Origin of the sequence: Rhizobium mongolense subsp. loessense, assembly GCF_900099775.1 — a bacterium.
Taxonomy (GTDB): domain Bacteria; phylum Pseudomonadota; class Alphaproteobacteria; order Rhizobiales; family Rhizobiaceae; genus Rhizobium; species Rhizobium loessense.
Genome location: NZ_FMTM01000006.1, coordinates 176,792 through 194,996, shown reverse-complemented (window position 1 = coordinate 194,996; position 18,205 = coordinate 176,792). Strand labels below are relative to the sequence as shown.

16 protein-coding genes and 1 pseudogene are annotated in these 18,205 nt (G+C 59.7%); 6 read left to right on the top strand and 11 right to left on the bottom strand.

The genetic code is table 11. The annotated features are described in order from the left end of the window. Positions 1-83 precede the first annotated feature (83 nt). A complete protein-coding gene (gene phaR / locus BLP23_RS20250) occupies positions 84-656 on the top strand; it encodes a polyhydroxyalkanoate synthesis repressor PhaR (RefSeq protein WP_092586636.1) in 573 nt (190 codons plus the stop codon). Positions 657-659: 3 nt separating this feature from the next. Here phaR and BLP23_RS20245 read toward each other — a convergent pair whose 3' ends face one another. The 4 genes from BLP23_RS20245 to mtgA form a co-directional block, all read right to left on the bottom strand. Beyond that, the gene (locus BLP23_RS20245) at positions 660-1,067 is read right to left on the bottom strand and encodes a hypothetical protein (RefSeq protein WP_092586635.1); all 408 of its coding nucleotides are present in this window, start codon (positions 1,065-1,067) and stop codon (positions 660-662) included. 144 nt (positions 1,068-1,211) lie between these two features. After that, positions 1,212-1,397, bottom strand: coding sequence for a 50S ribosomal protein L32 (rpmF, locus tag BLP23_RS20240; RefSeq protein WP_003543812.1), 186 nt, complete (start codon positions 1,395-1,397; stop codon positions 1,212-1,214). A 155-nt stretch (positions 1,398-1,552) separates the two neighbouring features. Beyond that, a complete protein-coding gene (locus BLP23_RS20235; RefSeq protein ID WP_092586634.1) occupies positions 1,553-2,200 on the bottom strand; it encodes a glutathione S-transferase family protein in 648 nt (215 codons plus the stop codon). A 74-nt stretch (positions 2,201-2,274) separates the two neighbouring features. Further along, entirely contained in the window at positions 2,275-3,021 is a 747-nt protein-coding gene (mtgA, locus tag BLP23_RS20230) for a monofunctional biosynthetic peptidoglycan transglycosylase (RefSeq protein WP_208603182.1), read from the bottom strand. 136 nt (positions 3,022-3,157) lie between these two features. Here mtgA and BLP23_RS20225 point away from each other — a divergent pair, with 136 nt between their 5' ends. Then, positions 3,158-4,072, top strand: coding sequence for a polyprenyl synthetase family protein (locus tag BLP23_RS20225; RefSeq protein WP_092586633.1), 915 nt, complete (start codon positions 3,158-3,160; stop codon positions 4,070-4,072). Positions 4,073-4,118: 46 nt separating this feature from the next. On the opposite strand, the gene ispG is transcribed toward BLP23_RS20225, so the two are convergent. From ispG to BLP23_RS20210, 3 genes are all read right to left on the bottom strand, one after another. Next, positions 4,119-5,369 carry a flavodoxin-dependent (E)-4-hydroxy-3-methylbut-2-enyl-diphosphate synthase gene (ispG, locus tag BLP23_RS20220; protein ID WP_092586632.1) on the bottom strand — a complete coding sequence of 417 codons (1,251 nt, stop codon included), beginning with the start codon at positions 5,367-5,369 and terminating at the stop codon, positions 4,119-4,121. A gap of 94 nt (positions 5,370-5,463) precedes the next feature. Further along, positions 5,464-6,657 carry an MFS transporter gene (locus BLP23_RS20215; RefSeq protein ID WP_092586631.1) on the bottom strand — a complete coding sequence of 398 codons (1,194 nt, stop codon included), beginning with the start codon at positions 6,655-6,657 and terminating at the stop codon, positions 5,464-5,466. Between the two features lie 35 nt (positions 6,658-6,692). Beyond that, positions 6,693-7,475: a DeoR/GlpR family DNA-binding transcription regulator gene (locus tag BLP23_RS20210; RefSeq protein WP_092586630.1), complete on the bottom strand. Its 783-nt coding sequence runs from the start codon at positions 7,473-7,475 to the stop codon at positions 6,693-6,695. Positions 7,476-7,715: 240 nt separating this feature from the next. On the opposite strand from BLP23_RS20210, the gene BLP23_RS20205 reads away from it, so the two are divergent. The 3 genes from BLP23_RS20205 to BLP23_RS20195 all read left to right on the top strand — a co-directional run bounded on the left by BLP23_RS20205 (position 7,716) and on the right by BLP23_RS20195 (position 10,031). Beyond that, entirely contained in the window at positions 7,716-8,489 is a 774-nt protein-coding gene (locus BLP23_RS20205; protein ID WP_092586767.1) for an amino acid ABC transporter substrate-binding protein, read from the top strand. A 103-nt stretch (positions 8,490-8,592) separates the two neighbouring features. Next, positions 8,593-9,273, top strand: a complete 681-nt coding sequence (locus tag BLP23_RS20200) for an amino acid ABC transporter permease (RefSeq protein WP_074070024.1) — start codon at positions 8,593-8,595, stop codon at positions 9,271-9,273. Continuing rightward, the gene (locus BLP23_RS20195) at positions 9,270-10,031 is read left to right on the top strand and encodes an amino acid ABC transporter ATP-binding protein (protein ID WP_092586629.1); all 762 of its coding nucleotides are present in this window, start codon (positions 9,270-9,272) and stop codon (positions 10,029-10,031) included. The genes BLP23_RS20200 and BLP23_RS20195 overlap by 4 nt, the downstream gene beginning before the upstream one ends. 132 nt (positions 10,032-10,163) lie before the next feature. Here BLP23_RS20195 and BLP23_RS20190 read toward each other — a convergent pair whose 3' ends face one another. The 3 genes from BLP23_RS20190 to BLP23_RS20180 all read right to left on the bottom strand — a co-directional run bounded on the left by BLP23_RS20190 (position 10,164) and on the right by BLP23_RS20180 (position 16,025). Continuing rightward, a complete protein-coding gene (locus BLP23_RS20190; protein WP_092586628.1) occupies positions 10,164-11,708 on the bottom strand; it encodes an HlyD family type I secretion periplasmic adaptor subunit in 1,545 nt (514 codons plus the stop codon). A 3-nt stretch (positions 11,709-11,711) separates the two neighbouring features. Continuing rightward, entirely contained in the window at positions 11,712-13,478 is a 1,767-nt protein-coding gene (locus tag BLP23_RS20185; RefSeq protein ID WP_092586627.1) for a type I secretion system permease/ATPase, read from the bottom strand. Between the two features lie 75 nt (positions 13,479-13,553). Next, positions 13,554-16,025, bottom strand: a complete 2,472-nt coding sequence (locus BLP23_RS20180) for a hypothetical protein (RefSeq protein WP_092586626.1) — start codon at positions 16,023-16,025, stop codon at positions 13,554-13,556. Positions 16,026-16,685: 660 nt separating this feature from the next. On the opposite strand from BLP23_RS20180, the pseudogene BLP23_RS20175 reads away from it, so the two are divergent. After that, a pseudogene (locus BLP23_RS20175) lies at positions 16,686-17,491 on the top strand (class I SAM-dependent methyltransferase). Between the two features lie 131 nt (positions 17,492-17,622). Here the strand turns inward: BLP23_RS20175 and BLP23_RS20170 are convergent. Continuing rightward, positions 17,623-18,183: an NADPH-dependent FMN reductase gene (locus tag BLP23_RS20170; RefSeq protein ID WP_092586625.1), complete on the bottom strand. Its 561-nt coding sequence runs from the start codon at positions 18,181-18,183 to the stop codon at positions 17,623-17,625. Between the last annotated feature and the right edge of the window lie 22 nt (positions 18,184-18,205).

The window sequence follows — 18,205 nt, the reverse complement described above, 5'->3', positions numbered from 1 at the left end:
AGATTGTCACCAGGCTTCTTTTGCGTCTACAGTCTGTTACGGAGGAATATCCATGACAATCAGACGGGGTTCAGGAGACTGATATGGCGAAGAATGAGGGTCAAATAGTCATCAAGAAATACGCCAACCGCCGCCTCTACAATACAGGCACCAGCACCTATGTGACGCTGGAAGATCTGGCGGAGATGGTGAAGAAGGGAGAGGATTTTACGGTACAGGACGCAAAGAGCGGTGATGACATCACACATTCCGTATTGACCCAGATCATTTTCGAGCAGGAGTCTAAAACCGGGAATACGCTGCTGCCGATTTCCTTCCTGCGTCAGCTCATCACCTATTACGGCGATCAGATGCAGATGGTCGTTCCGAGCTTCCTCGAACATTCCATGCGCGCCTTTACCGAACAGCAGGCGCAGATGCGCGAACAGGTGAACCGCGCCTTCGGCGAATCACCGCTCAGCAAGAACCTGCAGCTGCCGATGCAAATGGTCGAGGACCAGGTCCGCCGCAACACCGAGATGTTTCAGAAGGCGATGCAGATGTTCTCTCCCTTCATGACCCCTCCCGCCAAGGAAACGAAGAAGGCCGAGGCGAAGGATATCGACGAGTTGAAGGAACAGCTGCGCGCCCTGCAGAACAAGCTCGACAATCTCTAGGGTTCAAAGCCCGATCGAAACATCGCGCCCAGCACTTCGGATCGAGACTGCAAACCCGCCGATTACGTCGATCAGTGCAATCGTCATCAAGATGAAGAAGACCTGTGTTGCCGCGTCCTGGACGAGTAGGAACTCGACCAGGAAGGCGATGAAGACCAGCATCGACAGCATGTGATTGACAAGGTTGCCGGATCCATTGCGGGTCGCCTTCAATATCTCGAAGAACAGGATGACCAGCGCCACGACGATGAATAGATCGCCGAGCGCCATGCTCCAGATCGCACCGGAGATCATCGAAAGCACGATGATGTCATGCTGGAGCGCGGGAATGCCTCCGCCGCCCATCAAACCGGCCATCGTCATATTGTAAAGAAGAAACGGGATTACCATCAGCGGCAGTACAGCGATCATTTGAGCTATGTCCCCCTATTTCGACGGGAATACTGCAGCAGAGCACCACTTCAAGACATCGAAAATACAATAGTGCTCAAAGCAAAAAAAGGCCGGCGTTTGAAGCCGGCCTTTTCAATCCTGGCTGTGCCAGAATTTTAAAACTTATGCGCTTTCCTTCGGCGTCAGAACCTGGCGGCCACGATACATACCGGTCTTCAGATCGATATGGTGCGGGCGGCGCAGTTCGCCGGAATTCTTGTCTTCCACGTATGTCGGAGCCTTCAGTGCGTCTGCAGAACGGCGCATACCGCGCTTGGACGGGCTCGTTTTTCTCTTCGGTACAGCCATTTTACGTACTCCAATTCACAAGCAACACATTCCCGGCCAAGCTGGCGGCCGAAACGGACGTATCGCGATTTCGGAAATTTTGCGCGCTTATACATGCCTTGAGGGTGGTTGACCAGTCCCCAAACAGATTTTTTGCGATTCTCGCGAATTGAACCTCAGACCTCATCGTCCGACACGATCCAGGGTTCGACCCGGGCCCCAGCTTCCCACTTCAGCCAGGCAGGATGTGCCTTTAGCGCCGACATGTAACTCAACGTGTCGCTGGCAATCACAAGATCATAGGTATCGAAGCGGCTGACGACCGGCGCAAACATCGCGTCGGCTGCCGAAAATCCGCCAAAGAGAAACGGTCCGCCCGAGCGGCCGCGCAACTCGCGGAAAATGGTTTCGATCCGCAGCACATCAGCCATCACGCCATCGGCAAGTGCGATCTTGCCTCGCTCACGCCGGATATTCATCGGGCATGCGCCTCTGAGCGCTCTGAAACCCGAAAGCATTTCCATCGAGACCGAACGCGCCACCGCGCGCTGTGCGCGATCCTTCGGCCAAAGCCCCGCCTCGGGATAAAGCTCAGAGACGTAGTCGATGATCGAAAGAGATTCCCATACCCGCAGGCTGCCGTGGAGCAGGACCGGCACCCTGCCCGTGGGAGAGATTTCCCTGATTCGCGGATTGCCTGCGGGAAAATCAAAGGGGATCAGAATTTCTTCGAACGGAATGCCCGTTGCTTCCATCGCAATCCATGGCCGAAACGACCATGAGGAGTAGTTCTTGTTTCCGATATAGAGGGTAAGGTTATCCATGAAACATCCGCAAATTGATTTCGAGGCTGAATTTAGCGGCGCCAGGACAAAGCGACCAATGAATAATTCATGCCTCAATCATAAAGGCATCTGATGTAATCGCCGGAACCTTGAGCCCGGCGCTCGATGACCGAGGCGAGCGTGCGAAGGCCGCGGCGGGGCTTTCCGGCGTTACGGTCGATCGGGTTCGGAAGAGAAACGGCCAAAAGCGCTGCCTGGCGTCGCGAGAGTTTGGAAGCCGGCACCTTGAAATGATAGCGCGCTGCCGCCTCGATGCCGTAGATGCCCGGTCCCCACTCGGCGATGTTGAGATAGATCTCCATCAGCCGGCGTTTGGTCCAGACGAGGTCAGAGGCGACCGCCAGGGGCAGTTCAAGTGCTTTGCGCACAAAGGAGCGGCCATTCCACAGAAACAGGTTCTTGGCCGTCTGCATGGGGATTGTGCTGCCGCCACGGGTCGCTTCGCCGTCGAGGGTCTCTGCGACCAGCTCCTGCATTTCACCCCAGTCAACGCCGCCGTGGAAACAGTACTGACCATCCTCGGACATCATCACGGACTGAACGAGAACCGGCGAGATGTCGTCCAAAGAAACCCATTGCCGGTCGTAGCCGCGCAGGAGCACGATGTCGCGCAGCATCAGCGTGGAGACGGGATGAATAAAAGGGATCAGATAAACAAAGATCAGAACATAAGGCAGGATCAAAAAACCAGCGATCGCAAGGACGATGCGCGTCATGATCGACCGGCTGCGCAGCCAAGCGAACAAACGGCGATGAGCCGGCATCGCAATGCTGTCCTCTCTTTCCGGCGATATGTCCAATATGCGCAAGCCCAACACCTGTTCCCTCCGCTCTCATAGCGTTTGCTGGTCGTGAAGGCCAGATGCAAAGGAAATCTTGCTGTGATCATTGACAATTCCGTTGCAACGGCGCCACTGCTCATGCCAAAGAGCGCGCATGGTCGCGAGCTCCGAAGCCTTCGATATCCGTTTGAAGACCAACGCCCAAGAGATCGAGGCGTTGCTGGACGCGCTGCTTTCCGATGACACGCGAGAAGATGAGATAGCCCGCCCTGAAAGCCTGAGGGCGGCGATGCACTATGCGGTGCTGAACGGTGGCAAGCGGCTTCGCCCGTTTCTCGTCGTGGAGAGCGCGCTGCTCCTCGGCGGAGACAAAGAGGCGGCCTTGAGAGTGGGTGCAGCACTTGAATGCATTCACTGCTATTCGCTCGTTCATGACGATCTTCCAGCGATGGACGATGACAAGCTACGCCGCGGCAAACCGACGGTGCACATAGCCTTCGACGAGGCGACCGCGATCCTTGCAGGCGACAGTCTTCTAACCTACGCCTTCGACATTGTCGCCGCCGACGAGACGAGACTTCCAGAGCAAAGCAAGGTGGCGTTGATCCTTGCGCTTGCGCGCAGCGCTGGCCTGGGCGGAATGGCTGGCGGACAGGCACTCGATCTCGCTGCGGAAAAAAACACACCGGATGAACGCGGCATCGTTACATTGCAGGCTATGAAGACGGGAGCGTTAATCCGCTTTGCTTGCGAAGCGGGCGCAATGATCGCCGGCGCTTCGAGCGATGATCGCAAGCGCCTGCGCGCTTTCGGCGAAAAGATCGGCCTTGCCTTCCAGCTCGCCGACGATCTTCTTGATGTCACATCAGACGCCGCCACCATGGGCAAGGCGACCGGTAAGGACGTGGGCCGCGGCAAAGGTACCCTTGTCTCTCTTCGTGGTATCGCATGGGCCGAAGCCGAGCTTCGGCGGCACGTCGGGGATGCGACACAGCTGTTGGCGCCTTACGGCGATGCCGCTGCGACGCTCGCCGCCACCGCGCATTTTGTTGCCGCTCGAAAAAGCTGACGCAGCAGCGGCAGGCCTGATGCCTCTTGGCGTCCAGCGGCTGAGCTTATTCGGCAGCAGTCTTTTGACCGAAGCGCTTTTCGATGTAGTCGATGACAAGCGCCTCGAAATCCGAAGCAATGTTCGGCCCGCGCAACGTCAGCGCCTTCTTACCATCAATGAATACGGGAGCGGCCGGCGTCTCGCCGGTGCCAGGCAGGGAAATGCCGATATCGGCATGCTTGCTTTCGCCCGGCCCGTTGACGATACAGCCCATCACCGCGACGTTCAGGGCTTCCACGCCCGGATATTTCTCCCGCCAGACCGGCATGTTCTTGCGGATATCGTTCTGAATATTCTGCGCCAGTTCCTGGAAAACCGTCGATGTCGTGCGGCCGCAGCCGGGACAGGCGGCGACCACCGGCACGAACTGCCGGAAACCCATAACCTGCAGCAGTTCCTGTGCCACCTGCACTTCGCGTGTGCGATCGCCATTCGGCTCCGGCGTCAGCGAAACGCGGATCGTATCGCCGATGCCGTGCTGCAGAACGTAGCCCATGGCAGCCGACGAAGCGACGATGCCCTTGGTGCCCATTCCTGCTTCGGTGAGTCCGAGATGCAGCGCATGGTCCGAGCGCTCGGAAAGCATGGAATAGACTGCAATCAGATCCTGGACCTGGCTGACCTTGGCCGACAGGATGATGCGGTTTCGCGGCAGGCCGATTTCTTCGGCAAGGGTGGCCGAGATCAACGCCGATTGCACGATCGCCTCGCGCGTCACCTGACGTGCCGAAAGCGGCGAGCCTGCCTCGGCATTCTTGTCCATCAGCGCCGTCAGCAGGTCCTGGTCGAGCGAACCCCAGTTGACGCCGATACGCACCGGCTTGTCATAGCGGACCGCTGTCTCGATGATTTCGGCGAACTGCTTGTCCTTCTTGTCCTTGAAACCGACATTGCCTGGATTGATGCGGTATTTCGCCAATGCTTCGGCACAGGCCGGATGATCTGCAAGCAGCTTGTGGCCGATATAGTGGAAGTCGCCGACTAGCGGCACATCCATGCCGAGGCGCAGGAGCCGCTCGCGAATCTTCGGAACGGCAGCAGCGCTTTCGTCACGATCGACAGTGATGCGCACGAGCTCCGAGCCCGCCTTGAAGAGGGCTGCGACCTGCGCAACAGTGGAATCGATATCCGCCGTATCCGTGTTTGTCATCGACTGCACGACAACCGGCGCACCGCCGCCGACGATCACGCCGCCCACGTCGACCGCGACGGAAGCGCGGCGCGGTTTCGGATCAAAATCGGTAGGTGAAGACATAGACAGAGCTCTTGAACCCTTGAATTCGTGCCTTTCAGGTGGATCATACCCGCTTTCTTGTCAACGCCCAAAGCATCACTTTTAGTTGGCTGTCCTAGTGGCCGCCGCCGGAGATGCCGTCCGCGTAGCGGGCAAGCTTCGAAAAGATCAGCACCACGACCAGCAGGACGGGCAGCGCCATGAAGACGGCGCTAAAGCCGACATGCTCGGCTGCAAAGCCAATTGCAGAGGGTGCAACCAGCATGCCGGAATAGCCCATGGTCGTGACGACCGAAAGGCCGATCCCAGCCTTCAGGCCAGGGACATTGCCTGCCGCGGAAAAAGCGATCGGCACCATGTTCGAAATGCCGATGCCGCAGAACGCGAAACCGACAATGGCAAGCTCGGCATTCGGCGCAAGGGCTGCGATCAGCATGCCGGCGATAGCAAAGAGGGTGCAGACGCGCAGCGTCTTGACCCCGCCGAGTTTGTCGCGCACCAGATCGCCGGCGAAACGCATGATTGCCATCGTCAGCGAGAAGGCCGCAAACCCGAAACCGGAAAGAGCCACGGATGCATTCATTTCCTGGCGGAGATAAAGCGCACCCCAGTCGAGCACAGCACCTTCCGGAACCATCGAAAAGAGCGCCATGAGCCCAAGCAACCATGGCAGAGGCGTCATCGGCAGGCGTGTTTTTTCTTTCTTCTCATCCGGATGCGGCGGATCGGCAAGGATCATCGGCCAGGCGATCACGAGGAAAATCAACGTGAGCACGGTGGCGAGCTGCGCATGGCCAAGAACACCGAGCTTGGCGATGACGAAGCCGCCAAGGCCAGAACCGATCAGGCCGCCAAGGCTCCAGAAGGCATGGCAGGACGACATAATCGCCCGACGCATCGACTTTTCGACGGCAACCGCGTTGGCGTTCATTGCGACGTCCATTGCGCCGATGAAGCCGCCAAACAGGAAGAGCGCGATTGCGCCGGTCACAATATTCGGCGCCAGCGTCAGCGCCAGCAGAATTGGCAGTACGCAGGCCGCAGTTGCCCGCGACACCACGTGCGAGCCATGCTTGGCGATCTGTGCGCCGGCAATCGGCATTAGGGTCAACGACCCAAGGCCGAACACCAGGATCATCAGCCCGAGCTGGAATTTCGTCAGTTCCAGACGCTCCGCGAAATCCGGAATCTTCGGAGCCCAGCAGCCGACGACAAAGCCGTTCATCAAGAAGAGCAGCGACACCGCAACCCTGCTCTTCGGCAGGAAGCCACGCCGGACCCCCTGGGCCACATTCATCGGATTATCCATTGTTGCCCGTCTCCTCCTGCAGACTCAAAGATTATTCATCGCGCCTTGCGCGCCTTGACAGTGCGGCAGCCCCGCTCGCGATAGGCCGCAAGCAGCGCCTCGTCGGCATCGTGCTCCACGACGAGGCATTCGCAATGCGCGACAGGCAGGACGCCGTGCGGCGCCGCAGTACCGAATTTATCCGAGGTCACAGCAACCAGCACCTTCCGGCTTCGCGACGTCGCGAACCGCTTGAACTCCGCGTCCTCGAAACCGAATGTCGTGACGCCCGCTTCCAGATCGATGCCGCAGGCGCCGAGAATGCAAAGGTCTGGCGAGATCTGCTCCATGTCCCGCATCGCCTTGGCGCCCAGCGTGCCGCCCACCTGCCGGTCGACCATTCCGCCGATCAGGATGACATCGACACCGCCGTTGTCTATCAGCGCTGCGGCAATTGCCGGAGCATTCGTCGCAGCCGTCAGCGTTATGTCTGATGGAAGGGCTTTGGCAATCGCCAGATTGGTGCTTCCGGCATCAAAGAATACCGTCGACCCGGCCGCGATCTGCGAGACGGCGGCCTGGGCCAGCAGTTGTTTGCGATCGAGGGCAATACCCATTCGCTGCTTGAGGCTCCCGCCGGCAGGCGAAACCGGCAGCGCACCGCCATAGACCCGCTCACAGAGCCCGGCAGCTGCCATCTCGCGCAGATCGCGGCGGATCGTATCTTCGGAGACCCCGAATTCCAGCGCGAGTTCAGCCGCAAGCACACGGCCGTTCGCCTGAAGCTTGCCGGATATGATGTTCTGCCGCTCCCTTAACAGCATCTCGGTCGTATTCATGCCTGTTTAGCTCGCAATTGGCGCTCGTTTTCTGGAAACGTGCATAAACGTATATGAACGTGCACACAATAGGTATTGGCCACACGTTTTCTGACGCCCTGAAACAAGCCGCGTCAAAAGCCAGATAAATGAGAAAAATATTCGCAGTTGCCCAATTTCTTTGCAGTTTTCTACGCTTCGCCACGCCCTATTTTCTGCGATCTATCTGTCGTCGAATTCCTCCCAAATGGACCCGCAAACATGAAGCTCCTCAAGACCATCGCTGCCGCGGCCTTTATCTCGGCCGCTGCCTTCGTCGCCGCCCAGGCCGGCGAAAATCTCAACGCCATCAAATCCGCAGGTGTTTTCAAGATCGGTACGGAAGGCACCTATGCGCCGTTCACCTACCATGACGAAAGCGGCAAGCTCGTGGGCTTCGACGTCGAGATCGGCGAAGCGGTTGCCGCCAAGCTCGGCGTCAAGGCCGAGTTCGTTGAAGGCAAGTGGGACGGCCTGATTGCCGGCCTCGATGCCAAGCGCTACGATACCGTCATCAACCAGGTCGGCATCACCGAAGCCCGCAAGCAGAAATACGACTTCTCCGAGCCCTACATCGCCTCCAAGGCGGTGCTCATCGCCCGTGCAGACGACGACAGCATCAAGAGCTTCGCCGACCTGAAGGGGAAGAAATCTGCCCAGTCGTTGACGAGCAACTTCGGCAAGCTCGCCGAGCAATCCGGCGCAGAGCTCGTCGGTACCGAAGGCTTCGACCAATCGATCCAGCTCGTGCTGACCGGCCGCGCCGATGCGACGATCAATGACAGCCTCTCTTTCCTGGACTTCAAGAAGCACAAGCCGGACGCAAATGTGAAGATTGCGGCAGAGCAGGAAAACGCCGACTACTCCGGCATCATCATCCGCAAGGGAGAGCCGGAACTGCTCGAGGCGATCAACAAGGCACTGGCAGACATCAAGGCAGACGGCACCTACAAGAAGATCGCTGATAAGTATTTCGGCCAGGACGTATCGAAGTAAGCGCTTCGAAAGGGCGGTTTCCTGCCGCCAGCACATCCTCTATATCTGCCGAAGAGCGTCCAGCGAAAACCCGCTGGACGCCCTTTCATTAAGGAACACACCCGTGCCGCACTGGCTTCAACTGATGGCGGAATCGCTCCCCACGCTTTTGTGGGCCGGACTGATCTTCACCATACCGCTGACCCTGCTCTCATTCGTCTTCGGCCTGGCGCTCGGGTTGGTGACTGCCGTAGCACGCCTCTTCGGCCCGGCTCCCATCGCCTCAATCGCGCGGTTCTACGTCTGGGTCATCCGCGGCACGCCGCTGCTCGTGCAGCTTTTCGTCATCTTCTACGGCCTTCCGAGCCTCGGCATTCTGCTCGACGCTTTTCCGGCGGCTCTGATCGGCTTCACGCTGAACATCGGCGCCTACAGCTCCGAAATCATCCGGGCGGTCATCTCCTCCGTTTCGAAGGGACAATGGGAAGCTGCCTATTCGATCGGCATGAACTGGCGGCAGGCGATGAGCCGCACGATCCTGCCGCAGGCCGGTCGTGTCGCTGTGCCGCCGCTCTCAAATACCTTCATTTCATTGGTCAAGGATACATCGCTGGCGGCAGCAATCACCGTGCCGGAGCTTTTCCAGGCTGCACAGCGCATCGTTGCGACAACCTATGAGCCGCTGATCCTTTATATCGAGGCAGCGCTGATCTACCTCGTTTTGAGCTCCGTTCTTTCAGCGCTGCAGGTACGGCTCGAGCGCCGCTTCGCGCGCTACGGCGGCATGCTGGAGGCAAATGCATGATCGAGCTTTCCAATATCGAGAAGCGCTTCGACGATGTCATCATCCTGAAGGATATCAGCATCCGCATCCCAGAAGGCACCGTCACTGCTCTCGTGGGTCCCTCCGGCGGCGGCAAGAGCACGCTGCTTCGCTGCATCAACCTGCTTGAGATCCCGACCGCTGGCTCGATCAGGATCGGCGAAGAGACGCTCGATTTTGTGCCGGGAAGGCGGGTTGGTTGGCAAGCGATCCAGAAGATCCGCCGCCAGACGGGCATGGTCTTCCAAAATTTCCAGCTCTTCCCACATCAGACCGCGATCGAAAACGTCATGGAAGGCCTGGTGACGGTCCTGAAATGGCCGAAAGAAAGGGCGCACACCCGCGCCATGGAACTGCTGACAAAGGTCGATATGGCACATAAGGCGGATGCTTGGCCTTCGACACTTTCCGGCGGCCAGCAGCAGCGCGTCGCGATCGCCCGTGCGCTGGCGCCTTCGCCGCGCGTCCTGCTCTGCGACGAGCCGACCTCGGCACTCGATCCCGAACTTTCGGCGGAAGTCGTCGATGTTCTCGGCCGGCTGGCCAGCGAAGGCACGACCATGGTCATGGCGACACATGATCTGCGGCTCGCCTCGAAGATCGCCCACAACGTCGTGTTCCTGGAAGCAGGAAACGTCGTCGAAACCGGCACGGCGAAGTCCATCTTCACGGCGCCGGAACGCGAGCGCACCAAACGCTTCATCTCGACGATCAACGCCGCGCATACCTACGATATCTAGGCTCAATGTTCGCCTGGGACCGGTGGACCCGTCTCACAACATGCAGGTATCGAGGGGGGCTTTCATCAAGCGGGTGAGCAATCGCCTCGCGGCCTTGTGATTGCTGCGGCCTTCGTGTGGAAATGAAGCAGGCTAGTTCTCGCGAAGGCCTCGCCGTCCGCTGTTGAGTATCGGTGCAAGGAGGTACGTAAACAGGCTTTGTTCGCCATCCATGAGCATCACCTCGGCAGGCATGCCTGGGAGAAGTTGCACTTTTCCGCCCAACGCTGCGAGATCTTCGGGAAGGACCTCAACCTTGGCAAGGAAGTAGGTGGTTCCTGTTCGTTCGTCAGCCAGTGCGTCCGCCGAGATCGAACGCAGCCTTCCATGAATCTGCGGCAGATTCCGTTGCCGATAGGCCGTCAGGACCACCCGGGCAGGCATGCCTGGCCTGACACGCTCGATGTCGGTCGGCCGAACCCTCGCGTCGATGATGAGTTTGCTGGCGTCCGGCACAATGTCGAGAAGAGGCTGGCCGGGACTTACGACGCCGCTTTCGGTCGTCACCCGGATGTCCATCACTCTGCCGGCGATCGGCGCGCGAACCACGGTGCGCGCAAGAATGTCCTCGCGCGATGGCAATTGGCCCTTGAGCTCGCCCAACGCCCGGCGAACGTCGGCCAACTCTGCGGCGACCTTTTCCTGGCGTTCTTCGGCCATCGTCAGCAGTTGCAACCGCGTTTCTCCGATTGCTTGCTCGTTTTCGGCGATTTTCGCGCGGCCGGTCGCCTTCGTGGCGGCGGCATCGGCGCGCCAGCGCTTCAAGGCCAAGACCCTCGGCTTGCGTTCGAGGCCCTTCTCGAGAAGCTCCTGCGCGGATAATAATTCCTCCTCGATAAGCGTGAGTTGATCGTTACCTGCAGCAATCACCTCTTTCAGGCCGGTATTTTGCTCTTCGAGCTGGCGAATGCGGGCCTGGAGGACTTGCGCCCGACCTTCATGCGCGGCGCGCCGGATGGAAAATAATTGCCGCTGACCTTGCATGATTTGTTGCGGCTCCTTCGAGCCTTCCCGCAGAAGGATCTCCGGGAAGCTGATCTCGGCGGCATCGCCACGCTCGGCCTCGAGGCGTGCCTCTGTTGCCAAGAAATGCAAGAACCGCTCGCGGACCTCGGCATCGAGGGCCTTGGCTTTCGTGTCCACGAGCGTAATTAGCGGGTCACCTGGCTTGATCGCATCCCCCTCTCGCACGTGGATCGTTCGGATGATGCCGCCTTCGAGATGCTGGATGGTCTTGCGGCGTCCATCCAGGCTGATCACCCCCGGCGCGAGTGCCGCGCTTGCCAAGGGGGCAAGAACGGACCAGCCGCCGAAAACCAGAATGAACATTGTTATTGCCAAAAGCCCCAGGCGGCGCGGATTCCTAACGGCAGTCGCAAGCCCGTCTGTTGATTTTTCGGCGCTGCGTCGGATGTTGATGCGAAGCATGCACGCAAGCGCGAATACGGCAACCGCTGCAGTCGCCAAAACGATGAATGCAACGGTTGTTTCGCTCAATTCGATGCCGGCAAGCGCCAATTGATCACGGATTGAAGCGATCATCGCAGCGCTACCTGACCGCAGTCCTTCCATGGCGCGGGAAAACTGCGTTTCGACCCAGTTAACGGCAAAATCCATCAGATCCAACCTGTCAGCCATATTTCATTCCCCTGCGGAAAGGCGGGTCTCACGACCAGGAACCTGCGATGGCTCCTCTGGAGGACAAGCAGGTAAGGGTCTCGCGACCGCTGGTCCGGTCGGCTGTACCGGCCGCACCATTTGCTCGCGCGGGCCGAAGGCTGCAACGGCGCCGCCGTGCAGTGCCAGCACCTTATCGGCGCATTTCAGAACCGAGGCTCGGTGAGTGACGATCAACACGGTCGTTTGAAGCTGCTTGAGCGTTGTCAGCGCCTCGATCAGAGCTCGGTCTCCCGCCTCGTCCATATTTGCATTCGGTTCGTCCAGTACGACGAAGGCCGGATCGCCGTAAAGCGCGCGTGCGAGACCGAGGCGCTGCCGCTGGCCCAGCGAGATACGCTGTGAATGCAGCGCGATCTCGGTTTCGTAGCCGTTCGGCAGTGAGAGGATCAGATCATGAACGCCGGCGATCTGCGCTGCCCGGATCAACGCGTTGCTGTTTGCCTCACCGAAACGTGCGATGTTCTGAGCCACCGTGCCAGGCAGGAGCTCGACCTGCTGCGGCAGATAGCCGATATGCGGGCCGAGATCCTCCGAATCCCAGTCGAAAACGTCCGCTGCGTCGAGCCGAACATGGCCCTTGGTCGGTTTCCAGGCGCCCACGGCAAGACGGCAAAGGGTCGATTTGCCGGCGCCGGATGGACCGACTACGACACAGTTTTCGCCCGGTTCAAGCGCGAAGCTGATCGCAGTGAGGAGCGGTTCCTGAGTGCCTGGAGGAAGATAGAGGACGTTATCGAAGACAAGCCCGCCTTTCGGGCGGGGAAGCGAGACGCGGTCGCGTTCATCGCGTGACGTGCCGGCGAAGAGCTCCGTCAGGTTCGCAAGCGCGCTTCTTGCTGCGACCAAGGAACGCCAGGCGCTGGTCGCCCGTTCGATCGGGGCGAGCGCGCGGCCCATGACAATTGAGCCTGCAATCATGGCGCCTGCGGTTATCTCCCCGAGAAGAACGAAGTAGGCGCCGACAGTCAGGATGGCAATTTGCAGGATCATCCGAAGGCTGCGCGAAATCGATAGGATCGTGGTCGTCCGATCGCCCAATAGCTGCTGCTCGGCCACCACCTCGGCCTGCCGGCGGCGCCAGCGGTCGAAGACTGCCCGCGCCATGCCGAGAGGCGCGATCGTCTCGCCGGCATCGACATAGCGCATGGCATTCTCCTGGTGGGTTTTGGTGACGGCTGCGACGCGCTTCTGCCGGCTCCGGGTCAGCGCGTCGTTTGCCAATGCGAGGGCCAGCAGGATGACGGCACCGGCCGTGGCGACCACCCCCAGTGCCGGGTGCAGAGCCCAGATAAAGACGAGAAAGATCACGCTCCAGGGCATATCGAAAAAGGCGAGGACAGCATCGCCCCCGTAGAAGGCCCGAAGATCGGCCACGTCTCGGGTGCCGGCGGGACCATCCTTGCCCGCGAGCCGCACCTCCATGGCGCGCTTCAGCATCGGCGCGTTGAGCTCGGTGTCGAGCCAGCCGGCCGCGCGGCCGAGCACCATTCGCCTCGCCTGCTCGAGCATGCCGTAGACGGCAACGGCAAATATCGCGATCAGCGTCAGCCACATAAGCGTGTCCAGCGACCCGCTCGACAGCACCCTGTCATAAACCTGCAGCATGTAAATGCTGGTGACGAGGAGCAGCAGGTTGAGAAGGCAGCTCAGCACGATCAGCAGCGGGAACTGCCTGCGTATGGCGCCCATGACCTCCGCGAGACGGGTGGTACTGACCTGAGGAAGCATCGACTACGCACCGTGATGGAACAGCATTGTTGGCAAGGGTGCAGGCCCGCCCGGGTGGGCGAGCCCGCAGTGCGTTCAGACTGTCGCATCGGCCAGATCGATCGCGAAGGCGTCCTCATCGCTATCGCCATCGCCATCGAACAGCGACGCCGTGAAGTCGAGGTGGAGGGGCTCCGGATTGAACTCCTGCTCGATGGTCCACTGGATCACCGGGATCTTGACGGTGCCTGCGCCCATTGTGAGCTGGATCGCATCGATCTGCTTGGTGCCGCCATCGATCTCGAAGAACTTCCCGCCCTCGGCCACGTCGGGAACGGTAGGATCCTTGCGGGGTGCATTTTGCAGATCGGCCGCCGAGACCAGGTTATTGCTGCTGATGGTCCCGTCGGTATAATAGATCGTATAGTACAGTTGCTCTGCTGGCGGGCTATAGCCGCCGACGGAATTGTCGATGTAGACCCTCACCTTGTCGACGACTTCCTCGGGGTTGAAGACGAAACTCTCGTCGCCCGCCTGGATCCCCAGCGTTCCGTTGCCGTCAAGGTTGTTGTTGTTGATCCCTATCCCCGCAGTCGACACGTTCATCTTTGTGTCGGCATTGATCAGCGTCGGGATCTGGTTCGTCGGGGACAGAAACGCCTGGATCTGGTCCTCATTCAGGTCCGTTGCACCGGTCACGATCAGATCAAGAAGGTCGTTGGGGGGCGGGTCGCCCGCCACGCCCGATTGGGGCGCGGTCGCGACAGCCCCGAAGAAGACGACGTCGTCAGCTCCCGTCTCGCTGCCGCCGAAGAGCAGCGTCTGCACCGGATCAGGACCGCCGGCCTTGAGCGCACCCTGCGTGCTGTCTCTTTGGATGATCGTCGTCGGCGGGTTCTCCATCTGGAACGTGTACGCGTCGGTGTCCGGATTGAAGATCAGCGTGAATGGCACCGTTTCATCGACATTATCGCCGTTGAAGTCGTCCGTGATAGATCCGTCGAAGGTGAAACCGCCCGTCTTCGTCAGCGCGGCGTCGACGACGACGGCAGGATGGGCGTCGATCTGGTAGCCATCGAAGTTCACGTTCAGCGAGTTTAAGTCGTCTTCGCTATTCGTGTGATCCCATATGCCGCCGGTCTGGACAGCATCGGTAAAGGTTCCGTCGAGGTCCTCCACAGTGACAGTCGGTCCGTCATCCTCGAACTTGACCTTCGAGCCGACCTCTTCCACGTCGCTCGAGACCTGAGTGATCGTAAAGCCGCCGAGATCGAAGGACACGTTGCTGCCAGAACCCTTTTCCGGCTGGTCGTTGCGCACCAGCACGCGATTGTGGTCGGCATCGGTTGTGTACTCGATGATGTCGTCGTCCTTCACGCCCGTGATTACGGCCGTGTTGCCATCGTAATTCACGCTCAAGGTGCCGGTGACGTCGACCCCTGCGCGGATAACGTTCACGTCCGTGATATTGATTTCGGTGTCGCCGGTCACGAGCGGGTCATCGTTGATATAGCTGTCCCCCGCCGCGTCTGTCGTGAAATAGGCCGCGAGCTCGACGGTCGCGGTCGTCGTGCTACCGCCTGGGGTCATCTGCGAGATGGTGATCGAGGCGCCCCGAACGTGCTCAGCATAGCCGGTGAAAGCGATGCTGGTCTCATCGGTTGCCTCGCCGGGGGTAAGGTCCGGAACGAGGAACTGGGAATCAGCGCCCGTGACGAAGGTGACGACCATCGCCTTTTGGGCCTTGATCTGCTGACCTTCAGTGCCGAGCGTGGTGGCACCGCCGCCCTGGCCCGTATTGACGGTGTCGCCGTCATTCGAAACCTGCTGGCCGGCCGACTCGTTGGCCGGATCCTCGCCGGTCACGAGGATCGCCAGCGACGTGTTTCCGAACATCATGAAAAGGTTCTGGCCCGAAGGCGCCTTTTCGAAGGAGAAGGAGTCCTCCCCGACGGCGGCGACGAACAGCTTGTTCGTCAGGTCGAGGGAGTCGTCATGATCAGTAACGGTTGTGCCATCCGTGTTGTGTGCCAGCGTGTAGCCGTCGGCGAGCGCGGTCCACAGCTTGGTGCCGGTCGTGATGCCGGACGTCTTAACCTCGTCGAGATAGACCGCGAACACGATGGGATCGGTACCGCCGTCCCCGGCTACGCCGTAGACGATGTTATTGTTGGTCGGATCGGTGAAGAGAAAGATTTCCGTGGTAGTCCCGGTTGCGTCGTCGAGCGCGAACAAACCGCTGCTGAAGCTGGACGTGCCTGCCCCGTAATCCGGGAACGCAGCTCCACCTTCACCGGTGAGCGCAAAATCGCTATCCAAGGTGGCGCCGGTGACGTTGAGGATGTTGTCGCCGGTGTCGCCGGCAGCGCCGCTGTAGCCGCTCAGCGCCGCCTCATCCGGCGCCACTCCATAAAACGTCAGCCGGCTCGACAATGCCGTCGGCACGACGCCGCCGAAATCGTTGTCGTCGGCGTCGCCGGCTGGGGACGCTGTTGCGGTTGCGTTCTGCAGGCCGTCTGTCTCGTCGAGGACGACGAGTTCGCCTGTCGGTGTGATCGTGATAGCCATTGTTCTAGCTCCCTGATTGCCTGCCCTCACGGCCGGCGGTTGCGGCCTACCTGCGGACTAACCACGACTAGAGCCCCTCAGGAGACCTCAGGAGAAGAGTAAGATAAACATGACGGGGCGATTTCGAGGGAGCGCGATGCGCTCGTACGCAACAATCCAGAATCTCACCGGAACAAAGAATTCCCCGCGCGTGCTTTCCGCACCCCTGCGACTGGCTTACCAGCCCAGGGCTTCTCCCACTTCGGATCGCAGTTCGTCACCGTACAAGTGAACCGTGACGGCGCTGGAGTGCCGCCTCCACGGCACTCTCGGAACTCAGGGTGCGTAACGCGTCGCGGATTTTTTCGTTGACCGCGTCCGCTCCTCTTCATGTTTGTCGGTGCAATTCCTGCCAGCCTAGCAAGGCGCCGCTTCCTTTTGTCCTGCAAGCTAACCTTTAGTCTACTCGTTACTCTTAAAGGGGTATGGAGGTAGCAGAGGTCATTCTGCCGTGGGTCTCGCAGGGCTTGAGAAGGCTCGGACCGGAGCCGATCTGTGAGCTCCGCCCTTCTGCAGGCTTCCTGGCAATGACGACGATACGCCGATGAGCAGTGTCGCAGGCGAGCGCTTCCGGCTACAAAAACACGGTCTGAGAGTAGTCTGTGCAGTCGGGAGGACGCGATGACAGTTCGAGGATTGGATCGTGTGTTTGGCCGTGTGGCTTTCGGGACCGATCCCTCCAACTATCATGCTGCCCGCCCGCGCTATCCTGAAGAAACGTGGGAGCTGTTGCGCGGGCGTTCTGACCTTGGACCCGGCATTGATATTCTGGAGATCGGCGCTGGTACTGGGCTTGCAACGGCGGAATTGCTGGCGCACAAGCCGCGGCGGTTGGCAGCAGTTGAACCTGACATGAGGCTGGCAGACTTCCTGCGAACCTCGATTGCGGTTGACTGCCTGCAGGTGTTCGCGCTGCCATTTGAAGACGCAAATCTGGAGCCTGCCTCGTTCGACCTGGTTGCAAGTGCGACGGCTTTTCACTGGCTGGACGCTGGGTCTGCTCTGAAACGAATTCATGGATTGCTGCGACCGGGCGGCGGCGTCGCCCTTTGGTGGAACGTCTTTGGCGATGAAAGTCGGCCCGATCCCTTTCATGATGCCACCGCGCATTTGTTCGTTGGCCATCGTGCCAGCCTGTCAGCGGGTGGGCGCGACAGTCCTCCTTACGCGCTTGATGCGGATGCACGAATTCGGGAGATGACGGATGCTGGCTTCGTACCCGATCCTCCTGAATTTATCCGCTGGACATTGAGACTTGATGCGTCCGGCGTGCGCAGCCTCTATGCCACGTACTCTAATGTTTCCGCCTTGCGCCTACAGAACGGGCCAATCTGCTCGATGCCTTGGCCGAAGTTGTCACAGGGCAGCTTGCGGGCCGCGTAGATCGCAACATGACAACTGCAATCTATACCGCCCGGCGCGCGTAGCTCCAGCCAAGCGCTGCCGGTCGCTTTCCGGGTTGAAAAGATAGGACTTCGTGCGCAAGCCAGCTCAAACGCTTGTCCGCTTGAGGGCCTCGAAATGGTTTTTCGGCTCCGGTTCTAAGCGGAGCTCTCGTTTACTTCGATCGCGCAGCTTTCAGCGCATTGCCCCACCAGGCCAGCTGATCGAGCTGCTTGCCGGCGGCATCGATAAGGTGCTGGTAGTCGTTGAGGCTTTTACCTTCCCTGGCAACGCCGATATATTCGGGCAGAGAAATATGGACGCCCGTCTTCACCGAAGCCGCGCCCATTTCTACGAAGATCATGCGAAGCTGTTCGACGGCACGCGCAGCGCCGACACCGCCATACCCAACGAAGGCAACCGGTTTGTGGATGAATTCGCCGAGGTCGATCGCATTCTTGAGCACGGCCGTCGGGCCGTGATTGTATTCGGCAACGGTGAAGATAAAGGCGTCAAATTCGCGCAGCTTCTTCTTCCAGCGCTCTGCCGCCTCGCTCTCAGCTTCCAGCGCACGTGCTTCACCGAAGAAAGCCATGGGGTAGTCGAGGAGATCGAGCACCTCGACCTCAAAATCCGGCCGCTGCGCGGCAATCTCGGCAATCCACTTCGCCGGATGATCGGCAAAGCGACCGATGCGCGTGCTTCCAACGATAACTGCAATCTTGAGGTTGCTCATTTTCGGCCTTTCCTGTCCATTA

What these genes read in the sequence shown, in the direction of transcription:
- phaR (WP_092586636.1), top strand. Translation starts at nt 84, where the DNA reads ATGGCGAAGAATGAGGGTCAAATAGTCATCAAGAAATACGCCAACCGC.
- BLP23_RS20245 (WP_092586635.1), bottom strand. Translation starts at nt 1,067, where the DNA reads ATGATCGCTGTACTGCCGCTGATGGTAATCCCGTTTCTTCTTTACAAT.
- rpmF (WP_003543812.1), bottom strand. Translation starts at nt 1,397, where the DNA reads ATGGCTGTACCGAAGAGAAAAACGAGCCCGTCCAAGCGCGGTATGCGC.
- BLP23_RS20235 (WP_092586634.1), bottom strand. Translation starts at nt 2,200, where the DNA reads ATGGATAACCTTACCCTCTATATCGGAAACAAGAACTACTCCTCATGG.
- BLP23_RS20225 (WP_092586633.1), top strand. Translation starts at nt 3,158, where the DNA reads ATGGTCGCGAGCTCCGAAGCCTTCGATATCCGTTTGAAGACCAACGCC.
- ispG (WP_092586632.1), bottom strand. Translation starts at nt 5,369, where the DNA reads ATGTCTTCACCTACCGATTTTGATCCGAAACCGCGCCGCGCTTCCGTC.
- BLP23_RS20215 (WP_092586631.1), bottom strand. Translation starts at nt 6,657, where the DNA reads ATGGATAATCCGATGAATGTGGCCCAGGGGGTCCGGCGTGGCTTCCTG.
- BLP23_RS20210 (WP_092586630.1), bottom strand. Translation starts at nt 7,475, where the DNA reads ATGAATACGACCGAGATGCTGTTAAGGGAGCGGCAGAACATCATATCC.
- BLP23_RS20205 (WP_092586767.1), top strand. Translation starts at nt 7,716, where the DNA reads ATGAAGCTCCTCAAGACCATCGCTGCCGCGGCCTTTATCTCGGCCGCT.
- BLP23_RS20195 (WP_092586629.1), top strand. Translation starts at nt 9,270, where the DNA reads ATGATCGAGCTTTCCAATATCGAGAAGCGCTTCGACGATGTCATCATC.
- BLP23_RS20190 (WP_092586628.1), bottom strand. Translation starts at nt 11,708, where the DNA reads ATGGCTGACAGGTTGGATCTGATGGATTTTGCCGTTAACTGGGTCGAA.
- BLP23_RS20185 (WP_092586627.1), bottom strand. Translation starts at nt 13,478, where the DNA reads ATGCTTCCTCAGGTCAGTACCACCCGTCTCGCGGAGGTCATGGGCGCC.
- BLP23_RS20180 (WP_092586626.1), bottom strand. Translation starts at nt 16,025, where the DNA reads ATGGCTATCACGATCACACCGACAGGCGAACTCGTCGTCCTCGACGAG.
- BLP23_RS20170 (WP_092586625.1), bottom strand. Translation starts at nt 18,183, where the DNA reads ATGAGCAACCTCAAGATTGCAGTTATCGTTGGAAGCACGCGCATCGGT.